This window comes from Myceligenerans cantabricum (assembly GCF_054777735.1).
In genome coordinates this window covers 70846-91205 of the sequence record NZ_BAAHAJ010000011.1, presented here as the reverse complement: position 1 = coordinate 91205, position 20360 = coordinate 70846, and the positions used below count along the sequence as shown (strand labels likewise).

Below are 20360 nucleotides of genomic sequence, written 5' to 3'. Positions count from 1 at the left end.
AGATGGGCAGGAAGTCGCTGTCGCGCGTGCCATCCGTTCGGGCTCGGCAGGCGCATCTACGATCGACCGTCATGGAGCGGATGACGGGCAGCGAGTTGTGGGCGGAGCGCGAGCGGCTCGGGCTGCTGCGGGAGGATCTGGCGCGGCTGCTGTCGGTCCGCGAGGCCACGGTGCGACGTTGGGAAGTCGGCAAGGACCCGATCCCTGTCGCAGTCCGCGAAGAGCTGGCGGCCATCGCCGCCGTCACCGACGAGACCGTGGAGCAGTTGATCGCCGAGCTTCGCACGGAGCGCGCACCGAGGATCGTCGTGTACCGCCAGGAGCATGAGCCCCTGCCCGAAAAGCGCGCGAACGTGGAGCGGTTCGGTGTCAGCTGGTGGCGAGCCGTGGCGGCACGAGCCGCCGCGCGCGTGCCGGGTACGCGGATCGGGACACGGGCGGAGTTCGACGCCCTTGGCGGCACCCCGGAGGGAGCACGCGAGCCCGGGGCAGGGCCTGTGGATAACGCTTCGAAAGCGTAGAATTACAATGCTTTACGGCGCGGTTTCTCGCTGATAGTGAAATAGAATGGTGGTAACGGCTCGGGGATCAGCCCTGAGTGCAACGGCAAGAATGGAGCCGACCATCATGAGCGAGAAGAACGCCAACCAGAAGCAGGGTGGCAACCCGCCCGAGGGTCACGTCGAGTTCGCCCACCTGGACCCGCGAACGCTGACGATCGAGGCGAACGTGCGCCGCGAGGTGGGCCTCGACGCGGGGTTCGTCGAGTCGATCCGGATGCACGGGGTCAAGACCCCGATCGTGGTCCAGCGCGCCGGGGACGGGAGCCTGGCGGTGCGTGCCGGGCAGCGGCGCACGCTGGCCGCGATCGAGGCGGGTATCGCCACGATCCCGGCACGCATCGTGTCCGACGACGGCGACAAGGCGCAGCTCATCATCGATCAGCTCGTCGAGAATGACGCTCGACTGCAGTTGCGTGACGCGGACCGTGGCGCGGCGTTCGAGCAGTTGTCTCTGCTGGGGCTCCCGGCCGCGCAGATCGCCAAGAAGACCGGTCACAAGAAGGCCGACGTCACGACCGCGCTCGGCGTCGCGAAGTCGAAGGTCGCTACCGCCGTGCAGGGCAAGTACGACCTGGACCTGGCGCAGGCCGCCGTCGTGGCGGAGTTCGACGGCGACGCCGAGGCGGTCAAGGCGCTGGCGGTGACCGCGAGGGAGAACCCCGGCCAGTTCGACCACGTCGCCCAGCAGCTGCGCGACCGGCGCGAGCTGGAGGCGAAGAAGGTCGTCGTGGTCAAGACGCTGCAGGAGGCCGGTGTCCGCCAGATCCCGGCGCCCAAGTTCGACGACAAGAAGGTCCGCAGCCTGGCGGACCTGACCGACGCTGCCGGGACCGTCCTGACGCCTGAGTCTCACAAGGACTGCCCCGGACACGCCGCCTACGTGCGCCGCTCCTACAACGACGAGGCGTTCAGACCCGTGTTCGTGTGCGACGCGTGGATGGCGAACAAGCACACGCCCCTGGGCTCCGGGCGGCCTGCCAAGCCGGTCTCACCCGAGGAGGCAGAGAAGGCGCGGGCCGAGAAGGCCCGGGTGCGAGAAGGGAACGCCGCGTGGCGGTCGGCTCAGGTCGTGCGTCGCGGATGGCTGGCCGGCTTCGCCAAGCGGCGCACCGCCCCCAAGGACGCCGCCGCGTTCTACGCCACCACGGTCCTGACCGAAGCCCGCACCCTGGAGAAGGCGAGCACGAAGGGCTGGACGCTGGCCGCCGAATGGCTTGGGGCGACCACCAAGGACGGGTTCACCGACCGCGACCGGCTGCGCGAGATGATCGACCGCACCACCCCCGCCCGCGCCCAGCACCTCGCCCTCGTCCTGGCCCTGGCCGCGATCGAGGCCCGCCTGGACGAGTTCACCTGGCGCAACCCCGGCAGCGAGGCCCGCTACCTGACCGCCCTGGAAACCTGGGGCTACACCCTCGCCGACATCGAGCAGACCGCCCGAGGCCAGAGCAAGGCCGCCCCCGCCAAGACGGCGACGAAGGCCACCCAGCCGACCAAGGCGACCCGGCCGACGAAGACGAAGGAGGCCGTCAAGCCGACCCGCCCGGCGACGACCAAGCCGACCGGAACGACCACGCCCACCGGCAAGGTCACACCGACCGGTAACAGCGAGGCCACCCGCACGGGCGACGACGCCGTCGGAGACAAGCCCGTCGTCGATGCCCCGACGAAGCCCACCACGTCGAAGACCAGGGCGACGGACGGGACGACGCGCGTCGCCAAGGTCGCGGCACGCCGACTGCCCAAGGCGCGGCCGGCGTCGCCGTCAGGCACGGCGGGGAACACCGTGAGGCCCGGTGCCAAGCGTTCGCAGCCGAAGCGCTCCCCGGCAACCAGGAAGGCGCGACCCGCCACCGCCTGACCATCCGGCACCAGAAGGCCGGGGCACCCTCCTGATGGGTGCCCCGGCCTTCTCGTGCGCCACGAGAACTTCCGTCCCTCATCGCCGCGTGACCGCCGACGCCCACACCCATGCCCAGCCCTCACGACCATGGATATCGATGTACCGGACGCGGACCTGAGTGCTCGTCCAGGACAGCGCCTCACCGTCAGCCTGGAACCCTCCCCGGGGATTCTTCAGCCAGACCCGCACCGGGATGGGGGACGACGCCGTCGTGCTCTGCTGACCATCGCGCGCCTCAAGGGGAGCGTCGTCGGCCCGGTCCCGCATCGGCACCTGGTCCAGAACTTCACGACGCCTGACCGCTGACTCTCTCTGCATGATGCTCACCCTCATTCGAACAACTGTTCTCATCGTAGCGGCTCTCGGTCACGCTCATACGGCGCCCGAGATGTCCGCCTTGGTCGGCGCCACCGCCCCTCCGAGGCTGACTGTTTCGAGCGTTCACACCTCTGGCATCAATGGCTGTTAGAGCGTCTTGGTCGTCTCATGTAGCGGATGATTGTCGAACTGCTGCAGGTTTGCTTGTTGTCAGGCGCTGCCTGGACACCTGTCCGGCATGACGGTGTCGATTCAGTCGATCTCGGCCGGGGACGGGTATGCGTACCTGTTGCGGTCGGTGGTGCGCGGGGATGGAGAGGGAGCCCACGAGGAGGCGGTGCTGCGGTACTACGCGGAGGCCGGCACACCGCCGGGCCGGTGGCTGGGCGCGGGGATCGCGGAGTTCGGGTCGGGCACGGTCGGTCAGGGGGACACGGTGACCGCGACGCAACTCAAGCGTCTGATCGGCGCGGGCCTGGATCCCGTCACGGCGCAGCCGCTGGGGCTCTCGTTCCCGGAAATGGCCGAGATCGCGCCGCGCGGCAAGGTCACCGCGGGCTTCGACTTGACGTTCTCGGTTCCGAAGTCGGTCTCGGTGCTGTGGGGGCTGGCCGACCGGCAGGCGCAGGCGATGATCGTCGCGGCGCATCACGCGGCCATCAGCGAGACGGTCGGGTTCATCGAGCGTGAGGTCGCCGCTACCCGCATGGGCCACAACGGCACCGTCCAGGCCGAGGTCGTCGGAGTGGCGGCTGCCGCCTACGACCACTGGGACTCCCGAGCCCACGACCCTCAGCTGCACACCCACGTGGTCGTCTCCAACAAGGTCCGCACCCTGACCGATGGCCAGTGGCGGTCCCTGGACTCCCGGGCCCTGCACGACGCGATCGTCGGGATCTCCGAGCACTACAACGCCGTCCTCGCCGACCGCCTCACCGGCACCTTCGGCCTCGAATGGGAACAACGCGATCGAGGCCGCAACCGCAACATGGCCTGGGAAATCAAGGGCGTACCCGAAACACTGGTCTCCGAGTTCTCCTCCCGATCACGCGACGTCGACGTGCGCACCGACCAACTCATCGCCGCACACCAAGCCACGCACGGACGCCGCCCCAGCGCCCGCACGATCACGCGACTGCGCTCACAGGCCACGCTCGAGACCCGCCCCGAGAAAGAACTGCGCTCGCTGGCGGACCTGACCTCCGAGTGGCGCCAGCGCGCCGCCGAGCACGTGGGCGAGGCGTCCACCTGGGCACAGCAGGTGATCTCGGCCGGTCTGTCCGGGGCGTTCGTGGCCGACGACGTCGCCGCGGACCAGGTCGCCCAGGTCGCGGACATCGTGGTCGCGAACGTCGCCGCGAAGCGCTCGACCTGGCGGCACTGGAACCTGTGGGCCGAAGCCTCCCGCCAGACCATGGGACTGCGCCTGGCCTCCCACGAGGACCGTGAGCGCCTGACCGGTCGCATCGTGGCCGAGGCGCAGGACCGCTCCGTGCGCCTGACCCCGCACGAGGTCGCCTCGACGCCGCGGATGCTGACCCGCCGCGACGGATCCAGCACCCTGCGACCCAAGCACCACGCCGTCTACTCGGGCGCCCTCGTCATGGCGGCCGAGAACCGTCTCCTGCGCCGTGCCGCACTCCGGACCGGGCCGACCACCACCGACGTCGGCCTGCACACCGCACTGCGGCGGCGTTACCGCGGCCATCACCTGTCCGGCGAGCAGAAGCACGCCGTCGCGCACATCGCGATGTCCGGACGGATGACCGACATGCTGGTCGGCCCGGCCGGAACGGGGAAGACCACCGCAATGCGCGCCCTACTTGCCGCCTGGACCTACCAGCACGGTCCCGGCAGCGTCGTGGGGCTTGCGCCGTCGGCCGCGGCGGCTAAGGTGCTGGCCGCCGACCTCGGCATCGACTGCGACACCGTGGCCCGGTGGCTGACCAGCCACCAGCACGGGCACGCCGACTTCGTGGCCGGGCAACTCGTGATCCTCGACGAGGCGTCCCTCGCAGGCACCGGCACGCTCGACCGCATCACCGCCGCGGCCGAGCACGCCGGTGCGAAGATCCTCCTGGTCGGCGACCCAGCCCAGCTCCAGTCCGTGGACGCCGGGGGAGCACTCGACATGCTCGTGGACGCCTGCCGGAACGAGGGGGACAAGGACGGCCCGCCGACGCTCACGGGGGTGCACCGCTTCCGCGACGACTGGGAGAAGCACGCCTCCCTCGCCCTGCGCGACGGCCACCCCGACGTGATCGACACCTACATCACCGAAGGGCGCGTCCAGCAGGGGGACACCAACGAGATGACCGACGCCGCCTACACCACCTGGAAGCACGCCACCGAGCATGGCAAGGCGAGCGTGCTGGTCGCCGAGGCGGCCGACATCGTCCGCGAACTGAACCAGCGCGCCCGCGCCGAACGCATCCTGACCGGCCGCACCAGCCAGAGCCCCGACGTCCAGCTGGCCGACGAGAACCGCGCCTCGGTGGGGGACATCGTCATCACCCGCCGCAACGATCGCGACCTGACCACGATCCGCGGCGGGTTCGTGCGCAACGGCGACCGCTGGCAGATCACCGACGTGCGACACGATGGGTCGGTCGAAGTACGCCGTGCCGGCAAGTACCTGGCGGCCTCCGTCGTGCTGCCCGCCGACTACGTCGCCGAGCACCTCGACCTCGGATACGCCGTGACCGCCCACCGGGCGCAGGGATTGACCGTCGACAGCGCTCACGTGCTCGTCACCCGCACCACCACACGAGAGAACCTGTACGTCGCGATGACCCGCGGCCGCGACGCCAACCACGCCTACGTCGCGCTCGACCAGCCCGGCCCGGACCACACCCCGCCCGTCGACGAGCACGACAGCGCCCGCACCGTCCTGTACGGCGTGCTCCAGCACACCGGCGCCGAGCTCTCGGCGCATCAGACGCTGCACGCCGAGCACGAGTACTGGACCGGCATCGCCCGCCTGGCCGACGAGTACGACACCATCGCCACGCTCGCCCAGCGCGACCGCTGGACGAGCCTCGTCGTCGGGACCCTCCGTGAGTCCGGGCGGCTCACGCTCGAGGAGACCGATGGCGCCGTCGGGCGTGACTCGTTCTGGTCCTTGTGCACCGAGCTGCGTCGAACGGAAGCCGCCGGGCACGACGTCGAACGGCTCCTCGCACAGGTCGTCGGCCAGCGTGAACTGCTGACCGCCGACGACGTGTGCGCCGTCGTCCACACCCGCCTGACCCGCGCGACCTCGCGCCGCACCCCGGCCCGCCACCCTGCCCCGTTGATCGCCGGGCTCATCCCACCCGCGGTGGGGGACATGCCCGCGGACGCGCGCATCGCGCTGGACGAATGCGCCCGGCTCATTGAGGAACGCGCGCGCACGCTGGCCGAGATCGCGATCCGTGACCACGCCGACTGGATCGGGCGCCTCGGACCCCAGCCCGCCGACCCGACAGCCGGCGAAGCATGGGCGGGTGCCGTCGCGACGGTGGCCGCCTACCGCGACGCCTACGGCGTTACCGGTGCTGAACCGCTCGGCACCACACCGAACCAGTCCCGACAGCGCCGCGACCACCATGTCGCCCAGGCCGCCGTCAGCCGGGCCGCGTTCGCGCGCGCCGCAGACGACGTCGGCGACGAACTCGACAGCGGCGTGCAGGAGATGCTGCTGTAGTCGGTCGTATCCCGCGCGGGAAGCTGGTGGCGGCCGCAAGCGTGGATGTCCGTCCCGCTTGGCGACAGCATCCGGCGGCCAGCCCTGATGGCGGGGCTCCGCAGCTCAGCCGGGTGCTGCTCTCACCAGTCAATGGTGAAGCGGGTGGAGGAGAGGTGGACCGGCCATCCGCTGCGGGGGGCGGGTGCGGAGTCAGTGCGGGTAGCCGTGACTGTGGGGTGCGCTGGCCGGGTCTTGTTCCAGGTGTTCAGGAGGTCCTGAAGGTCATCGGTGATGTGTGCGTGGCCGCGTGTTGCCAGGCCGATCTCATCGCTGTCGTCGCCTGCCGGTCGGGTGGTCAGGTAGGCGATCGCGGTGCCGTCTGCGGCGTAGAGGGCAGCTCCGGTCCAGCGGCGGGCCGGGTCGGCCAGGTGGAGGCGGCGGGCGGTCTCGGTGACCGAGAGTTTGCCGAAGCGCAACTGCTTGTCGTTGCAGTGGGTGGCGAGCCACAGGTCAAGGTTCGCCACGGGTTCACCATGACGTACGTGCAGGCCGGTCCAGGTATGCCGCTCGGGCTGGTCCAGCAGCGCGGCCAGCCTGGTCTCGAGCTGGTCGTCGGTGTTCTCGCACTTGAGGATGATCTCGTCTGCCAGGCGGATGTGTCCGGCGCCAGCTTCGATACTGCCGCGCATGGGGACGAATCCACAGGTGGCGGCATTCGTGGCGACCATGGTGTTCTCGCCGGTGCGTTCGAAGGCCAGTGAGCGGGTCAGTCCGCTGCCGTGCAAGCTCAAGGGGATCACGAGTCGTCCGCTGACCTTGAGTTGCTGCCACCACGCCTCGGGGATGTCCCATGCCCCGGCGGTGACGATGATCCGGTCGTAGGGGGCCGTGGCCGGTGCGCCGAGGGCGCCGTCACCGCAGATGACCTCGACGCGTTCGTATCCCGCTGTGGTCAGGTGGGCGCGGGCGCCGTCGGCCAGGTCCTGGTCGAGCTCGATGGTCGTCACGTGCCCAGCCTCGCCAGCGAGTTCGGACAGCAGGGCGGCGTTGATACCGGTGGCAGCTCCGATCTCCAGGATGTCGTGTCCGGGCTGGACGGCGAGCTGTTCGAGCATGATCGCCACGATGCTCGGGCTGGAAGCCGAGGAGGTGGCAGTGCCATCGGGGGCACGCTTGGTCACGACCTGGCGGGGCACGTAGGCCTCGCAGATGTCGACCTCGGGCAGGAAGACGTGGCGGGGCACGGTGCTGAAGGCGTCGCGGACGGCCGGGGAGTGGAAGATGCCGAGGCTGTCGATCTTGGCTACGAGCGCTTCGCGCAGACTGGCCGGGTCGGTGGTGGTGGGTGAGACGTCGGGCATGCCGGTCATCCTGTCTGTTCTCGGTTCGGTTGTCGTGTGCGTGTGGTGGAAGATGAAGGTCCTGGCGGCAGCGGCCAGGACTGCCTGGGTGCTGGCGGGGATGGCGAATCGGTTGAAGGTGAACAGCGCGTGGTCGGCGAGGATGGCGCGCAGTCCGCGGGTGAGGTGCCCGGTCGCGGCCAGGCGGGCCAGTCGGCGGCCAGCTTCCTCGAAGCTGTCTGCCCACGAGGCCTTACGTGTCAGCGGGCTGTCGGGGGCGTCGCCGGCCGCGGTGATGAGTGTCTGTAGTGCGCTGACGGTGGCTGGTGTGGGGTCGGGGGTGGTGTCGGTCTCGCGGCGTTCGGCGACGGCCTGCCATACGTCGCCTTGTTCGAACAGTTCGAGTCCGGCGGCGTCCATCATGCGGGTGATGAGTCGCACGGCCAGTTCGGGTCGGGATTCATCCCTGCTCGGGTGGTCGGCGAGGTGGTTGATGATGTGGCCGCTGTCGGTGGCGAACAGGTGGTGGGCGGCGTCCATGGCGGCCGGGCCGCCGAAGCGGTAGGTCTCGGGCTCGTAGATCACGGCCGCGTGTTCCCGTACGGCGGCGTGAGTGGTCAGCGCGCTGGTGAGTTCGTCGGGCAGGTACGTGGTGGGGGTGTGGATCCGCATGCGCCAGTCGGGGTGCTTGCGGATGTACCACCACGAGTCGATCGTGTCGTTCGTCTGGGCGGCCGCGAGGATGTCGCGGGCGTGCTGGGTTGCCCACCGTTCGGCGGCGGCGGGTGTCTCGAAGGTGAGGTTGAGCTGGTGCCAGGCGGGTTCGTTGGTCACGGCGCGGTTCCTTTGTTTCGGCTCAATCGATCAGGAGGCAGGTCGCCCAGTCGGGGTGTTCGGTGGTCGCGATCTCGTGCAGGACCAGGCCTGCTCCGGCGGCGCCGTTGATGAGTCCAGGCGTGCTGCGGGCCTTGAGGGATTGGGTGTGGTGGATGAGGCTGCTGGTCAGGGATGGAAGCGTCGAGGCAAGGTCTGGTGTGATCGTGTCGGCGCTGGCGCGTTGGACGGTGGTGACCAGGCCGGCCCAGCCGTGGCACAGGCTGGTGTCGGTCAGGCGGGCAAGCTGGGTTTGGTCGGTGACGCAGCGGGCGAGCGCGGTCTCGGCGGCGCGCTGGCGGCGTGTGTCGCCCAGCGCGATGGCGGCGATCTGCAGGGCGCGGGTGATGCCGGGTGTGCCGTAGCACCATGACGGACGACGCGGCTCGGTCTGCACGAGGATGCCGGTGTCAAGTTCGGCGAGGGTGATCCGTTCGGGCCACCATGGTCCGGCGGTGCCGGGCTGCCGCCAGGTTTCGATCCAGTCCCGGATCTGGATGATCGCGTCGACTTGTGCGTCCACGTGGATGCCGCGGCGCAGGCATGTGGCCAGCAGCGCGAGGACTCCGGTGATGCCGTGTGCCATGCCGAGACCGGCGTGCCCGTGGGTGAACCGGTCGCGGGTAGGGGTGCGTGGCTGATCGGTGACCCACCAGCCCGGGACGTCGCGTCCGCCCGCGTCGGCGGCGTCGACCGGTTCGGTCAGCCGCACCAGACACTCCAGCACCTGTTGCAGCAGCCCCCGGTGGTGTGGCGCGGTCAGCAGGTAGGCGCCCATCCCGGCCAGGCCGCGGGTGATGTCGAACTCGAACTGCACAGGGCGGCGGACGGTGTCCATGCGCCGGTGGGCGGCTTCGATCTTGCGGCGGGTCACGTCCACGGCCGCGTCGTCCAACACGGCCGCTAGCTGTGTGGTGCCAATGAAGCGAGTGGCGAACGCGACGGCGGGAGCACCGAACCACAGGCCTGCGCCCGGGCCGGCGGCCAGCTCCTCACGTACGGCTTGCCTGAGCCAGTCGATAGCGACGTCGTCGGGACCGCGGGTCTCGCGTGCGAGGATGCCGTGCACGAGTGCGACGCCGGCGGCGCCCTGGGACAGGGACTGGTCTCGCCAGCGCGGGCTGGCCGGGCCGTGATCGGTGCCGGTATCGACCCGGACCGGCCGGGTCAGGTCGGTGATGATGTGGGCCGCATGCTCGGCTGCCCGGGTCTTGAGGTCCGGGTCGTTCGGGAGCGTCATCCGGCGGCCTCCTGGGTTGCGGCGTGCCTCAGCGCGATAGCGCGGGCCAGCTTGTGGGTGATCGATTCCTGCGGGTCGATTCCCGCGACGCGCACATGGTGCATGTGCAGCAAGGACCCGATCACCGGCGCCAGCTGGACGTCGCGGGCATGCAACTGCCCGATATAGGCACGGGCCGCTGCTGTGCGCTGATGCCAGGCGGCAGCGAGCCGGTCGTCCGACGTGGAACTTGCCAGTGCGAAGGCCTGGGACCGTGTGGCCCGCTCGGGGGCCTGCGAGGTCTCGGCCAGGCCTGGATGCTCGATCAGCCACCGCATCCCGGCGTCGCGCCCGCCGGTCAATGCGGCGGCGAGGTCAGCCAGGCTGACAGCCAGCATCGCTCGGCGGTGGATGCCGGGATTGGTGTGCAGCTGCTCCAGGAGCACGAGCGCGACCTGGGAGTCGGCGGCGAACAACGCCTCGGCCGCGGCCAGTGCGGTGCCTGTCCCGTAGCGGCCGGTCTCGGGAAGGTACTCCTCCAGGGTGACCGCTCGTGCTAGTCCCTGGTCGCGCAGGTGGCCGCTCCAGGCGACGATCTGGCCTGCGACGGCAGAAGGATCTGCGTCGTGCACGCGAAGCCGCAACCGGTCGCGTGCGCGCGTGAACCACCACGAGCCCGCCGGCCATGACTCCACCAGTGCGGCGAGGTGGCCCGTGAGGATCTCCTCGTGCATCTCGGGCGGCGCGGCCAGGTGCGCGAACACCACGTCCCGCGGCACGTCGGCGGCTTGTGGACCTGCAGACGTGACCGGAGGTGTGGTCCGGGCGCGCCCGCGGGCGGTCACCGCGACGACGATTTCGTGGGCGCGGCCGTCGCACCAGCCGTAGTCGTCCGGCGCGGGCGCCTCGCGCACCAGCACCGTGCCCCCGGCCGATACCGCTCGGGCGTGCAGCAGTGCACGGTCCATGGCGGCGTCCAGGTCCAGCCGCAGGCACTGGTCGCCGTTCCCGGCATCCACATGCCGGGGCAGTCTGTACCGGTCACGGGCCGCGTCCACGGCGTCGAGACCGCCCTGCAGGCGCAGCCGCCATCGCGCGGGAGTCAGGATCGAACGACCGGAGGTGACGCGGGGCAGGTGAGTCAGCGCAGTGGCGGCTCCCCAGTCGAACCCGGTGATCGCAGGGCCGACTAGCCGGGAGATCTCGAAGACGAATCGCGCGAGTGGTGGCATGGTGTGCCGAGCGCCGGCATGCGGGATGTGAGCCTCGACCCGGCGCTGGTGGCGCAAGGAGACCAGGTGGAGCTGGCCGGACGTGTCTGCCATGACGGCCAGGTCTTCCAGCTCCAGAACGTGCCGGTCGGGTGGCCGGTGCTCGCCGAGGGCGATCACGTGGTCGTACAGCCGGGGCACCCGCAGCACGTTCTCGGTCCGCAGGTCCCGGGAGGGGAAGGACAGCTGCGCTATCAGCGGCCCGCTCTCGTCGTTGCCCTCCGTGTCCTGCGTCGGCGTCGTGTGGGGCTGGATGTCGAGCAGGTCTGCGAAGCGGCCGGCTGCCGCCGTCCGGCGGCCGAACCCGGTCACGCCGAGCTGGAACTGTCCTGCCTGCAGCGCTTGTAGCGACCGTGATCGCACATCGGCCCACAGGTCGGCGCTCAGGCCGTCGGACACCTCCCCGCCGGCTCGTGCCCTGAATGTGTCTCGCGTCGCGGTGTCGAGTTCGATCGTGGGCTGTCGGTCCAGCAGGGCCTGCCCAGCCAGCGCCAGCAGCGTCTCGTCTCGCTGCGACACGACCGAGGTGCTCGGAGCGGTGAAATGGTCTGGGAGTCCAAGTCCCGTGACCGGATCGATCGCGCGGGTCACTGGTATCGGTGTGGCTGGCCCGTACCGGTCGAGGAACTGAGCACGCCAGGCGTCCCATCCCGCGTGGGCAGGCGGCGCGACGCTCGCCAGCGCTTCGGCCGCGGCGGCTGCTTCCGCGGCGACGGCAGCCGGGAGGACCGCCTGCGCACCGATCTGGACATCGACCCCGACCGGCGTGATCTGCGCCGTCGGAGCGAGTTCCCGCATCGTTACCTCTGCAGCGGCAGCGGCACGAGCCGCATCCTCGAGCGTGCCAGTGAGCGGTCCAGACAGATGAGCCTGTACACGATCCAGGTCTCGCCCGGTCCTCGTCTGTGCAGCGCCAGCCCGGGTCAGGTGATCCATGATGTGGGCGAGCGGGTCGGTCACAGTACCGGGTGGTCGCAAGGCGGTGATCAGGGCACCGACCTCAACCAGTTGCGCGACCAGCCGCCCAACGGTCTCCGGCGTGCAGCCGGTTTGGCTGGCGGCAACCTGAGTTGTGAGGTCCTCGACCTGGATCGGAGCGGCCGCCAGGTGCAGGATGCGCTCGACGATGTCCAGACGCTGGAAATGGATGTCTGCCTCCTGGCCGTCCACGGGCGGTGCAGACAGGTGAGGCTGCCAGGACACCACGATGTCACCGGCACGGACGATCAGGAGATTGCTGGCCTGGACACGAGTGCGGTGCAGGACACCGGGATCGGCCTCGAGCCGGTGGACGATGTGGGAGAGCCAGCGAGCATCGGGACGCAGGCGTGCCGGGTGAACGGGGTTCCAGGACCAGGCCGCGTCGGCGGCGAACATGACCGTGGTGGTACCGGCGAAGAGGCCGAAAGGAGTGGCACGTCCATGAGCTCGCAGGAGGTATCCGGCAAGGGACGTCGCGGCACGGCGGGCAGCCCGCCGAGAGCATGCCTGACCCGCCAGCAGACCCTCGATCCGGTCGGCCAGAGACGGGCTGGCGAGCCTGACCGCGGTGTTGATCTCTGACTGTTTCCAGGCCACCGCGATCCAGTCCCGCCAAGACCCATAGCCGGCGTCGTTACCGGGCCATTCGGCCAGGTCGGCACGGTTGATGAGGTGAGCGCTGGCGCGCAGCACCCCAGAATGCATGTCCGGCACCCAGGATCCCATCGTGGTTCGCCCCCCTTTCGCTGCGAAGTCAGGTCCAGAGCCTGGGTGCGGCCCCGATGACGGGGCCGCACCCAGGGACTGGCTACGGTCAGCAGTCGCCGTTCTTGAGCGTGTCGCAGCCGTCGTCGGTGTCGCCCAGCAGAGCGGCGTTCACCGAACCACGGGTCACGATCCGCACGTTCAGGTTCAGGTCGCCCTCACGGGTGTTCGTGCTGCTCATCAGTTCCTCCTGTTTCTCGGGTTTCTCAGGTGGTGTTGCACGCTGGCCCGGGGGCAATCGCGAAGCCTCCGGTCCAGCCCGCCGCAGGATGCGACGGAGTCGTTGCCCGTTCCGCGAGACGCCATAGGCGACGCGAACGGGAAGGATCAAAGGTGGAAGATCCCCTCGGGCCGGTTGGCGGGTACGTACGGCTGGGTGGGTGTGAACGTGACCGGCAGGTTCGGGGCGTAGCGGGACCACAGGGTGCGGGCGCGCTCGAGGTCGCTGGCGGGCACGGCCAGCTTGAGGCCGGGCAGTCGTTCCATGACGCGGGTGACGGCGGTCTTGATGATGATGTGGGACAGGCGGGCGGCTGGGCAGCGGTGAGGTCCGGTCCCGAACGCCAGATGGGCCTGGCTGCCGGAGGTCTCCAGTGGGTCAGCGTCGCGGTGCTTGGCCGCGCTGGCCTCGGCGACGGCAGTTACGACGGCGTCGCCCTGCTTGATGAAGCGTCCGGCCAGTTCGGCGTCGGCGGTGGCGAACCGTGCGGGGGTGTGCTGGGTGGGCGACTGGTGGATCAGGACGGTATTGAGGGCCTCGTCGACCATGAGCCGGCCACCGGTCACCCGACCAGCGAAGTCCCCGTCCGTCACCAGATGCACGATCGCGGCCGTGGCCCACGCGACGGCCATCTCGTTGCCCGCAGACTGGATCATCTGCGCGGTGTCGATCAGCTCTTCCTGCGTGAGTTTCGCGTCGTGGTGCACGAGGGAGGACAGGAGATCCGGGCCGGAGTGGTGACGGCGGTCGTCGATTAGGTCGGCCAGCATGGTGTTCATCGCAACGAACGCAGGCGCGGCACGCTCGGTACCGGAGAAAATGTCGTGCGCGAGGCGGAGCATCGTGGTCGCCTCGTCCATCCCCAGCCCATACATCGCTGCCACCGCCAACGACGGCACGACGCCTGTATAGGAGGCGACAAGGTCTGCCTCCCCGTCAGCGCAGATTTGGTTGAGCATGTGGTCACACACCTGCCGTACGGCGCGAGCCAGGCGACGTTCGTTGACGCGGTCGAACGCATCCTCGACAGCGCGCCGGTAGCGGTGGTGGGTCTCGCCGTCGCTGAAGTACGCGTTCTTCTTGGGCGCGAAGAACGCGTGCAGGCCGGATCCCGGCTTGACGCGACCGTCCCAGAAGGCTCGCCAGTAGGTGACGTCGCGGGAAAAGGTGACCTGGTCCTTCAAGACGCTCACGATTTCGTCGTACTTCAGGACCAGCCACGCCGGAACGCCCTGCTCGAGTTCGACCGGAACCACCGGGCCCCACTCGCGCTCCAGCGCGGCGTATATCGGCTGGGGGTCGCGTGCGGCGGTGGCGGCGGCCAGGGGCGTCAGGTGAGTCAGGTCGTCCAGCCGAGGACTGGTCGAGGCGGTAGCAAACACGGGGTCCTTCTCTTCTTCACGGAGGCCCCGTCCGGCCCTGCCCCCGGAAGAGACAAAGGCAGGACCGGACGGGGGGTGGGGGGTGCGCGTCTACCGGCCTGCCAGGTGCACCAGGAGGCGGGCGTGGCCGTTGGTGATGTAGCCGAGGTTCGCCGGGATCGTTTCCGCGGGCTCGGCTAGCTTCATGTCGGGGTAGGCCTTGAACAGGGCTGCCAGGGCGATCTCGGTCTCGGTGATGGCGAGGTTCGCGCCGAGGCAGTAGTGCGCCCCGTGCCCGAATCCGAGATGCTGCTTATCGCTGCGGGTCGGGTCGAACACCTCGGGACGCTCATGGATCTTGGGGTCGCGGCCGGCGCCTGCGTAGGAGATGAGGATGGCCTCGTGGGGTTCGATCGTGTCGCCGTCGATGTCGATGCCTGCAGCCGCATAGCGCAGGGGTAGGTTGGCGGCTGGGCTCCCCCAGCGCAGGGTTTCGTCGATCACATCCGCCCAGGTGATCCGTCCCTCGCGTACGGCCTGGAGGTGTTCTGGGTGGGTGAGCAGGGCGAAGACGCACATGTCGATCAGATTGACCGTGGTCTCGTAGCCAGCGACGACGATGACCCGGATTGTGGCTCGCAGGTCATCACGGGGGTAGCTGCTGCCGTCAGGGTAGGTGGTCCGTAGCAGGGCGCTGGTCAGGTCCTGCCCGCCGGGGTTGTGCATCTTGCGGTCGACGAGCTCGGCGATCGCGAGTTCCAGATTGCCGAACCGCTCGAAGAACTCCTCCTTGCTGACCGTCGCGTCGAACAGCGCGTCGGCACCTGCCCGCACGGCTGGGAGCAGGTCGTCGTCCAGGCCAATCAGGGCGCCGATCGTCTTGATCGGCACGGGGAAGCAGAACTGCTCCCGCAGATCCACGACAGCAGGCTTTTCGGCGTGTGCGGTCATCTCCTGGAGCGTTTCCTTGACGATGTCGTGGATCATCGGCTCCAGTTCGCTCACGCGGGACCGGGTGAATGTGCCGGACACTAGCGCGCGCTCGCGTCGGTGTGCCTTCCCACCCTTGGTGAAGAACGACGAGTCCATCGTCCAGGGCCGCAACGGCGAGTCCTGGGGCACCTTCCCCGCGGCCAGGTCGCCCCAGTACCGGTGTGCGTCCTTGGAGACGTCGTTGTTCCTCAGCGCGGCGACGATGGCGTGGTAGTCGGTGATCATCCGCGCCTGCAGCCCGTCGGCCAGTTCGACGCGGGCTGCTGGGCCGGCTGCACGGACGCGCTCGATCTCGCCGTGCAGATCCTGACCGGCAGGGTCGAGCACGATGGGGGTGGAAGAAGTGGTCATGGGGTCGCCTTCCGTTGCTGTAGCGGTCTTCGGTCACTGGTACTGCAGGGCCGGGTTGTCACGGCTCGACGGCACGTCTGGGAGGACAAGCTCCAGGTCGAACCACGACGCTGTGAGGTTCCCGTCCAGGAGGGGCTGGATTTGACGCCAGTGCCCACGCCTCTGGGGGTCGCCTATCGGGTAGGTGAGCCGGGCGTTCTCGGCGGCATTCGCAACCAACTGCATCGACAGCCCGATCCCCACCGTGAGACCGCACAGCCAGCGGTGGTTCGGATTGCGCCCCACGACTCCCCACAGCTCGCAGGCGTCCACCTGCCCCCGCTGGTCGTGGCGCACCCGAATCCTCGGTGCGGCATCGGGTGGGAGGCCGGTCACCGCGACGCGCAGTAGCCGGTGCAGGTCCCCGACCGTGCGCGCAGTGCTCCTGCTCATACGCATGAACGCGCCACCCCCAAGCCATAGGCGGCCTCGCCGTGCCCAGCCGCGGGAACGTTCAACGGCAGCTCGAACCAGGCCCTCGGATCCTCCGGGAGAGACAGCGGCTCCCAGCGAGCGTGACCCCATGCACTCAGCCGCCGCCGGGTGGCCAGCGCCGTGGTGCCGGTTGGTGCGTTCATGCACTGCTCCTTGCCTCATCCGGGGCGATCCGGTGGCGTATACGCGAGCTGATCGGTCTGGTCAGCCGTACGGTGATGGCCGCGACGGGCGGTGTGAGCGTGAGCGGTCGTTGTCCGGCGACGCGCGCCATCTGACGCTCCTTGTGGTGGCGGGTCATTGATTCCCCCGGTGGACGTCGAGGATGTAGGTGGTGGTGCCGTTGGCGTCCACGCGCCATCTCGGCTCGCCGGAGCTGGTCAGCGGGTAGCCGTGAGCGGCCGCCACCAGCGCGCGGGCGACCTCCAGGCGGGTCTCGGTGCCGCTGACCTGGATGTCGGCGCGGTGCTCGAAGTCGCCCTGTGGTGTGGTCGACCAGAACTGACAGGTCGCCAGGGTCGAGCGGGCATCCGGAGCACAGGTGACGCGGATGACCAGCTGCCGGCCCGGGACACCCCACGCCTTGACTGCTTCGCCGATCGCCGCGTTGAACTCGGTCATCGGACGACCTCCAACACGCCTCGTTCGGCCCCCAGCAGCGAGTACAGCACCGCGACCACGCCCTCGTCGGCCAGGTCGCCGGTCACCTCACCCGCGGCTTCCTGGACAGCCTCGCTGGCATGGCCCATCGCCACCGCTCTCCCGCCACCGCCGCGGGCCCAGCCGAACATGTCGAGGTCGTTCGCGCCGTCACCGACCGCCACGACCCGCGACCTGGCAACGCCCAGCCGCTCGCGGACCAGCTCCAGAGCCGTGCCTTTCGACGAGAGTGGCGGAGTGACGTCGATCGAATCGGTGCCCGCGTGCGCCGTCACGCCCAGGTCGCGCACCCGCTCCAGCAGGACGTCGACGACGCCGGGTGCCCGCAGGATCAGTCGGGGTGTGTCGGTGTTCATCAGGCCGGTGATCGGCCGCTGTGTCTGTCGACCGTTGATCGTGCCTGCGGGGAACCTTGTCGAGACCCAGTAGCCGGTGCCGACATCCTCGACAGCGATCCAGACGCCGGGCAGATGCTGAAGAGCCAGTCCGATGACCGGACCGGCCTCGAGCATGTCGGCGGTGACGACCTCATACCCTCCCGGCATTCCCGGAGTCAGACGAGCAGTCACCGCGCCGTTGGACGCCACCACCCAGGCCTCAGTCAGACCCAACGCGGCTGCCACCGGGAGGATGCCGGCCAGTGACCGGCCCGACGCGAGCGCGACATCGCCGCCCGCAGCGCGCACCGCGGCCACTGCGTTCCTGGTCCGCACTGGGACGTGTACCGAGCCCTCGGTCGTGATAGTGCCGTCGATGTCGAGCCCGACCAGCCACTGGCTGACTTCGCCCTGGAGGTGGGCTTGGGTGTGGTTCATGATGTTCCGTCCGATGTCTGCACCCGAGCGCCCTCGCGGCAGTGCACGGGCTAGTCGTGTGGTCGCCACCGACGTGGTGGCATTGGGGGCGTCGATCACGAGGCACTTGATTCCGTGTGGCTCCAGCTCCTGAGTGAGGCGAACTCTGACGCCGGCCATACGGGTCCCGCTGGGCACGATCACGGCTGAGGCGCCTTGCAGGAGTGCGGAGGTGGCCAGTTCGCTGATCGTCGTGCGATCCCGCACGTCGATGAGGTCATCAGCCAGCGTGTAGCCCTCTTCGCGCGCGTACTCGGCCACCAGCGCGTGCTGCCGGCAACGGTGCTGCTGAGTGCGTCCGCCCAGGTAGGCCAGTGCCACTGGCTTGGGTGTCGTCATGGCGCCTCCCTGGTCGTGATGCGCGATCTCGGTGTGTGGTCGGAATGTCGGACCGTGGCGGTGTGGTCACTGCCGCGACATGCCCGGTGAGGTCGCCGCGTCACGCATCTGCGACGTCCCGCATCCAGCGAACCGGGTATTGGGGTGTGACCGGTATGGTCGGGGAGGTGTCGAAGGGTGTCGCTTTCGCGCGCCCCGGAGTCGCAGAGAGGCTGAGCATGACGAACAACCTGTTCGCCGGATGGCTCGAACGGTCCGGAATGAGCCGCAAAGAACTCGCGCGCCGCATCCGGGCCAAGGCCATCGAGTGGGGCCAGACACAGATCGCCCCTGACGCGACACGTATACGGTTCTGGCTCGAGGGCCAGCAGCCCCGCCCTCCAGTGCCCGACATCCTCGCTGCGGTCTTCTCCGACGCGGCCGGTTACCGGGTCGGCACCGAAGACCTTGGGTTTGGCCCCAGCGAGAGCGTGGAAAAGGCGCTGCGCTACGACCCGTCCTATAGCACGACCGTTGACATCGTCTCGGACCTGGGAAAGGCAGACGTGGACAGACGCACCCTGTTGACCGGCGCCCCGTTCGCGGTCCTCGCCACCGTCGGACCCTCGCGAGACTGGCTGATGAACGTCCTGGACACCCAGCCCGCACCCGGCCCCCGCGTCCGGCTGGAAGACGTGACCGCCGTGAAGAACATGTTCAGCGAGTTCCAGCGCGTCGACGTTTTGCAGGGCGGCGGGTCCGGACGTCTCGTCCTGGCTCAGTACATGAACAATCATGTATACCCGTTGCTGCGCCGCACCCACTCCGAGAACGTGCGCGCAGCGCTGTGCGAGGCCGCCGCGGAACAGACGTATCTCCTGGGTTGGATGGCTTACGACGACGGCTTGCATGGGATCGCGCAGCGCTACTTGATCCAATCCTTGCGCCTGGCCCAGGAATCCGGCAACACCGCCCTGGGCGCGCACGTCCTGGCCGGAATGGCCGACCAGGCCACCCTGCTGGGAGATCCAGCTGAGGGACGCCGCCTGGCTCAGGCCGGCCGCCTTGGCCTGAGCCGCGGCGACTCGGCCGCCTGCCTCGCCGACCTGTGGTGCCTCGAAGCACGAGCCCTGGCCCACCTCGGAGACAAGACCGCGGCCGCCCGCGCCGTGGTCCAGTCCGAGAACGCCCATGCCAGCGTCAACATCGACCAAGAACCCGCCTGGGCCGAATTCATCGACCCCGCCTACCTCCACGGCGAGTACGGCCACACCTTCCGCGACCTCGGCGATCCCGCAGCCGCAGCCGAGCACGCACGCACCTCGATGCAACACGCCAGAGCCCAGAAGCGGGCACGACGCGGCTCGCTCTCCCAGGCCGTCGTCGCTGTTTCCCACCTGCAGCGCGGCGACCTCGACGCCGCACACGCCGCCGGCATACGAACGATCGGCCTCGCCCGGCAGGTCAAGTCCTCCCGCGCCGTCGAAGCAGCCCTGGACATCCACCGCCGTATGCAGACATTCGGCGGGCATCGGCTCGTAGCCGACTACGCCGAACGCGTCCGCGATCTCACCGCTGCCTAGAGGCTCATCCGCGCAAAGACGACCGCTTCCAGTGCGCCGCCAGCGCGAGTTGATATTGCGCTCGCCCCGGCCCCACAGTTCGCACGAGCCCAAAGCTTCCTCTTCGAGGCGGCGCGCCCAGATCGCGAGTGCGGCCTTGACCAGGGTCGGGCCTCCTGTAGTGGGACCGTGTAGGAGAGTCAGCATGTCGTGCTCCGGTCGATCGAAGTTCGAGAGCTTGCGGATGGCTGGAGCTTCACTGCCGCATGGTGGCCATCGGCCGTCACCCTGGTCTGGCTGACGCTCGGTGGAGCGACTGGAAGAGTGATCGATGTCCCGGCACCTCCTGGCAACGTCACGTCCTATGCGACCTGACGACTGTTGTCCGTCGCGCCCCGATCCAACGCGGGGACAGCTAGCCCAGATGCCCTCTGCGACCGCGCGACGGTCAACCGGGCCCGATTTGTCTATGTCTTCTCGACACCTGGGGAACCGTGATCATTCTCCGAGGGCATGGGTTTGGTTGCGGACGTGGTCGGTCGCTTGAAACTGCCGCCTTCCAGTCATGAGCAGGAGTTGCGCCCCGGCGGCGTCGATCATTCGCCGACGGTTGAGCGCTACACCCTTCGGCCCCAAGTGTGTTGCCGCCGGTACGATGACTCCGTAT

Annotated in this window: 14 protein-coding genes; 4 read left to right on the top strand and 10 right to left on the bottom strand. The window is 69.1% G+C overall.

The features are described from left to right. The first annotated feature begins 71 nt into the window (after positions 1-71). Both ACYU96_RS14990 and ACYU96_RS14985 read left to right on the top strand, forming a co-directional pair. Positions 72-521, top strand: coding sequence for a helix-turn-helix transcriptional regulator (locus ACYU96_RS14990; protein WP_460755078.1), 450 nt, complete (start codon positions 72-74; stop codon positions 519-521). Between the two features lie 106 nt (positions 522-627). Next, positions 628-2424, top strand: a complete 1797-nt coding sequence (locus ACYU96_RS14985; protein WP_460755075.1) for a ParB/RepB/Spo0J family partition protein — start codon at positions 628-630, stop codon at positions 2422-2424. Between the two features lie 78 nt (positions 2425-2502). On the opposite strand, the gene ACYU96_RS14980 is transcribed toward ACYU96_RS14985, so the two are convergent. Further along, positions 2503-2784 carry a hypothetical protein gene (locus tag ACYU96_RS14980; protein ID WP_460755072.1) on the bottom strand — a complete coding sequence of 94 codons (282 nt, stop codon included), beginning with the start codon at positions 2782-2784 and terminating at the stop codon, positions 2503-2505. 238 nt (positions 2785-3022) lie between these two features. Here ACYU96_RS14980 and mobF point away from each other — a divergent pair, with 238 nt between their 5' ends. Continuing rightward, on the top strand, positions 3023-6469 hold the full coding sequence (gene mobF, locus ACYU96_RS14975; protein WP_460755070.1) for a MobF family relaxase: 3447 nt from the start codon (positions 3023-3025) through the stop codon (positions 6467-6469). 122 nt (positions 6470-6591) lie between these two features. Here the strand turns inward: mobF and fxlM are convergent, their stop codons facing one another. The 9 genes from fxlM to ACYU96_RS14930 form a co-directional block, all read right to left on the bottom strand. Beyond that, positions 6592-8625, bottom strand: a complete 2034-nt coding sequence (gene fxlM / locus ACYU96_RS14970) for a methyltransferase, FxLD system (RefSeq protein ID WP_460755067.1) — start codon at positions 8623-8625, stop codon at positions 6592-6594. Between the two features lie 22 nt (positions 8626-8647). Further along, on the bottom strand, positions 8648-9904 hold the full coding sequence (locus ACYU96_RS14965) for a lanthionine synthetase C family protein (protein ID WP_460755065.1): 1257 nt from the start codon (positions 9902-9904) through the stop codon (positions 8648-8650). After that, the gene (locus tag ACYU96_RS14960; protein WP_460755063.1) at positions 9901-12861 is read right to left on the bottom strand and encodes a lantibiotic dehydratase; all 2961 of its coding nucleotides are present in this window, start codon (positions 12859-12861) and stop codon (positions 9901-9903) included. The genes ACYU96_RS14965 and ACYU96_RS14960 overlap by 4 nt, the downstream gene beginning before the upstream one ends. A gap of 88 nt (positions 12862-12949) precedes the next feature. After that, complete coding sequence (locus ACYU96_RS14955; RefSeq protein WP_460755060.1) at positions 12950-13081, bottom strand: hypothetical protein; 132 nt, start codon at positions 13079-13081, stop codon at positions 12950-12952. A 146-nt stretch (positions 13082-13227) separates the two neighbouring features. Next, on the bottom strand, positions 13228-14502 hold the full coding sequence (locus ACYU96_RS14950; protein WP_460755057.1) for a cytochrome P450 family protein: 1275 nt from the start codon (positions 14500-14502) through the stop codon (positions 13228-13230). A 90-nt stretch (positions 14503-14592) separates the two neighbouring features. Further along, positions 14593-15825 carry a cytochrome P450 gene (locus ACYU96_RS14945; protein WP_460755054.1) on the bottom strand — a complete coding sequence of 411 codons (1233 nt, stop codon included), beginning with the start codon at positions 15823-15825 and terminating at the stop codon, positions 14593-14595. Between the two features lie 33 nt (positions 15826-15858). Continuing rightward, positions 15859-16257, bottom strand: coding sequence for a hypothetical protein (locus ACYU96_RS14940; RefSeq protein WP_460755051.1), 399 nt, complete (start codon positions 16255-16257; stop codon positions 15859-15861). 339 nt (positions 16258-16596) lie between these two features. Next, on the bottom strand, positions 16597-16920 hold the full coding sequence (locus ACYU96_RS14935) for a hypothetical protein (RefSeq protein WP_460755048.1): 324 nt from the start codon (positions 16918-16920) through the stop codon (positions 16597-16599). Beyond that, positions 16917-18152, bottom strand: coding sequence for an HAD family hydrolase (locus ACYU96_RS14930; RefSeq protein WP_460755045.1), 1236 nt, complete (start codon positions 18150-18152; stop codon positions 16917-16919). The genes ACYU96_RS14935 and ACYU96_RS14930 overlap by 4 nt, the downstream gene beginning before the upstream one ends. A 218-nt stretch (positions 18153-18370) precedes the next feature. Between ACYU96_RS14930 and ACYU96_RS14925 the strand changes: the two genes are divergently transcribed. Continuing rightward, entirely contained in the window at positions 18371-19714 is a 1344-nt protein-coding gene (locus ACYU96_RS14925) for a hypothetical protein (RefSeq protein WP_460755042.1), read from the top strand. Positions 19715-20360: the final 646 nt, after the last annotated feature.

Excerpts from the sequence above, each read along its gene's own strand:
- mobF (WP_460755070.1), top strand. The coding sequence starts at position 3,023 with ATGACGGTGTCGATTCAGTCGATCTCGGCCGGGGACGGGTATGCGTAC.
- ACYU96_RS14935 (WP_460755048.1), bottom strand. The coding sequence starts at position 16,920 with ATGACCGAGTTCAACGCGGCGATCGGCGAAGCAGTCAAGGCGTGGGGT.
- ACYU96_RS14965 (WP_460755065.1), bottom strand. The coding sequence starts at position 9,904 with ATGACGCTCCCGAACGACCCGGACCTCAAGACCCGGGCAGCCGAGCAT.
- ACYU96_RS14955 (WP_460755060.1), bottom strand. The coding sequence starts at position 13,081 with ATGAGCAGCACGAACACCCGTGAGGGCGACCTGAACCTGAACGTGCGG.
- ACYU96_RS14945 (WP_460755054.1), bottom strand. The coding sequence starts at position 15,825 with ATGACCACTTCTTCCACCCCCATCGTGCTCGACCCTGCCGGTCAGGAT.
- ACYU96_RS14940 (WP_460755051.1), bottom strand. The coding sequence starts at position 16,257 with ATGAGCAGGAGCACTGCGCGCACGGTCGGGGACCTGCACCGGCTACTG.
- ACYU96_RS14930 (WP_460755045.1), bottom strand. The coding sequence starts at position 18,152 with ATGACGACACCCAAGCCAGTGGCACTGGCCTACCTGGGCGGACGCACT.
- ACYU96_RS14985 (WP_460755075.1), top strand. The coding sequence starts at position 628 with ATGAGCGAGAAGAACGCCAACCAGAAGCAGGGTGGCAACCCGCCCGAG.
- ACYU96_RS14990 (WP_460755078.1), top strand. The coding sequence starts at position 72 with ATGGAGCGGATGACGGGCAGCGAGTTGTGGGCGGAGCGCGAGCGGCTC.
- ACYU96_RS14980 (WP_460755072.1), bottom strand. The coding sequence starts at position 2,784 with ATGCAGAGAGAGTCAGCGGTCAGGCGTCGTGAAGTTCTGGACCAGGTG.
- ACYU96_RS14925 (WP_460755042.1), top strand. The coding sequence starts at position 18,371 with ATGACGAACAACCTGTTCGCCGGATGGCTCGAACGGTCCGGAATGAGC.
- ACYU96_RS14960 (WP_460755063.1), bottom strand. The coding sequence starts at position 12,861 with ATGGGATCCTGGGTGCCGGACATGCATTCTGGGGTGCTGCGCGCCAGC.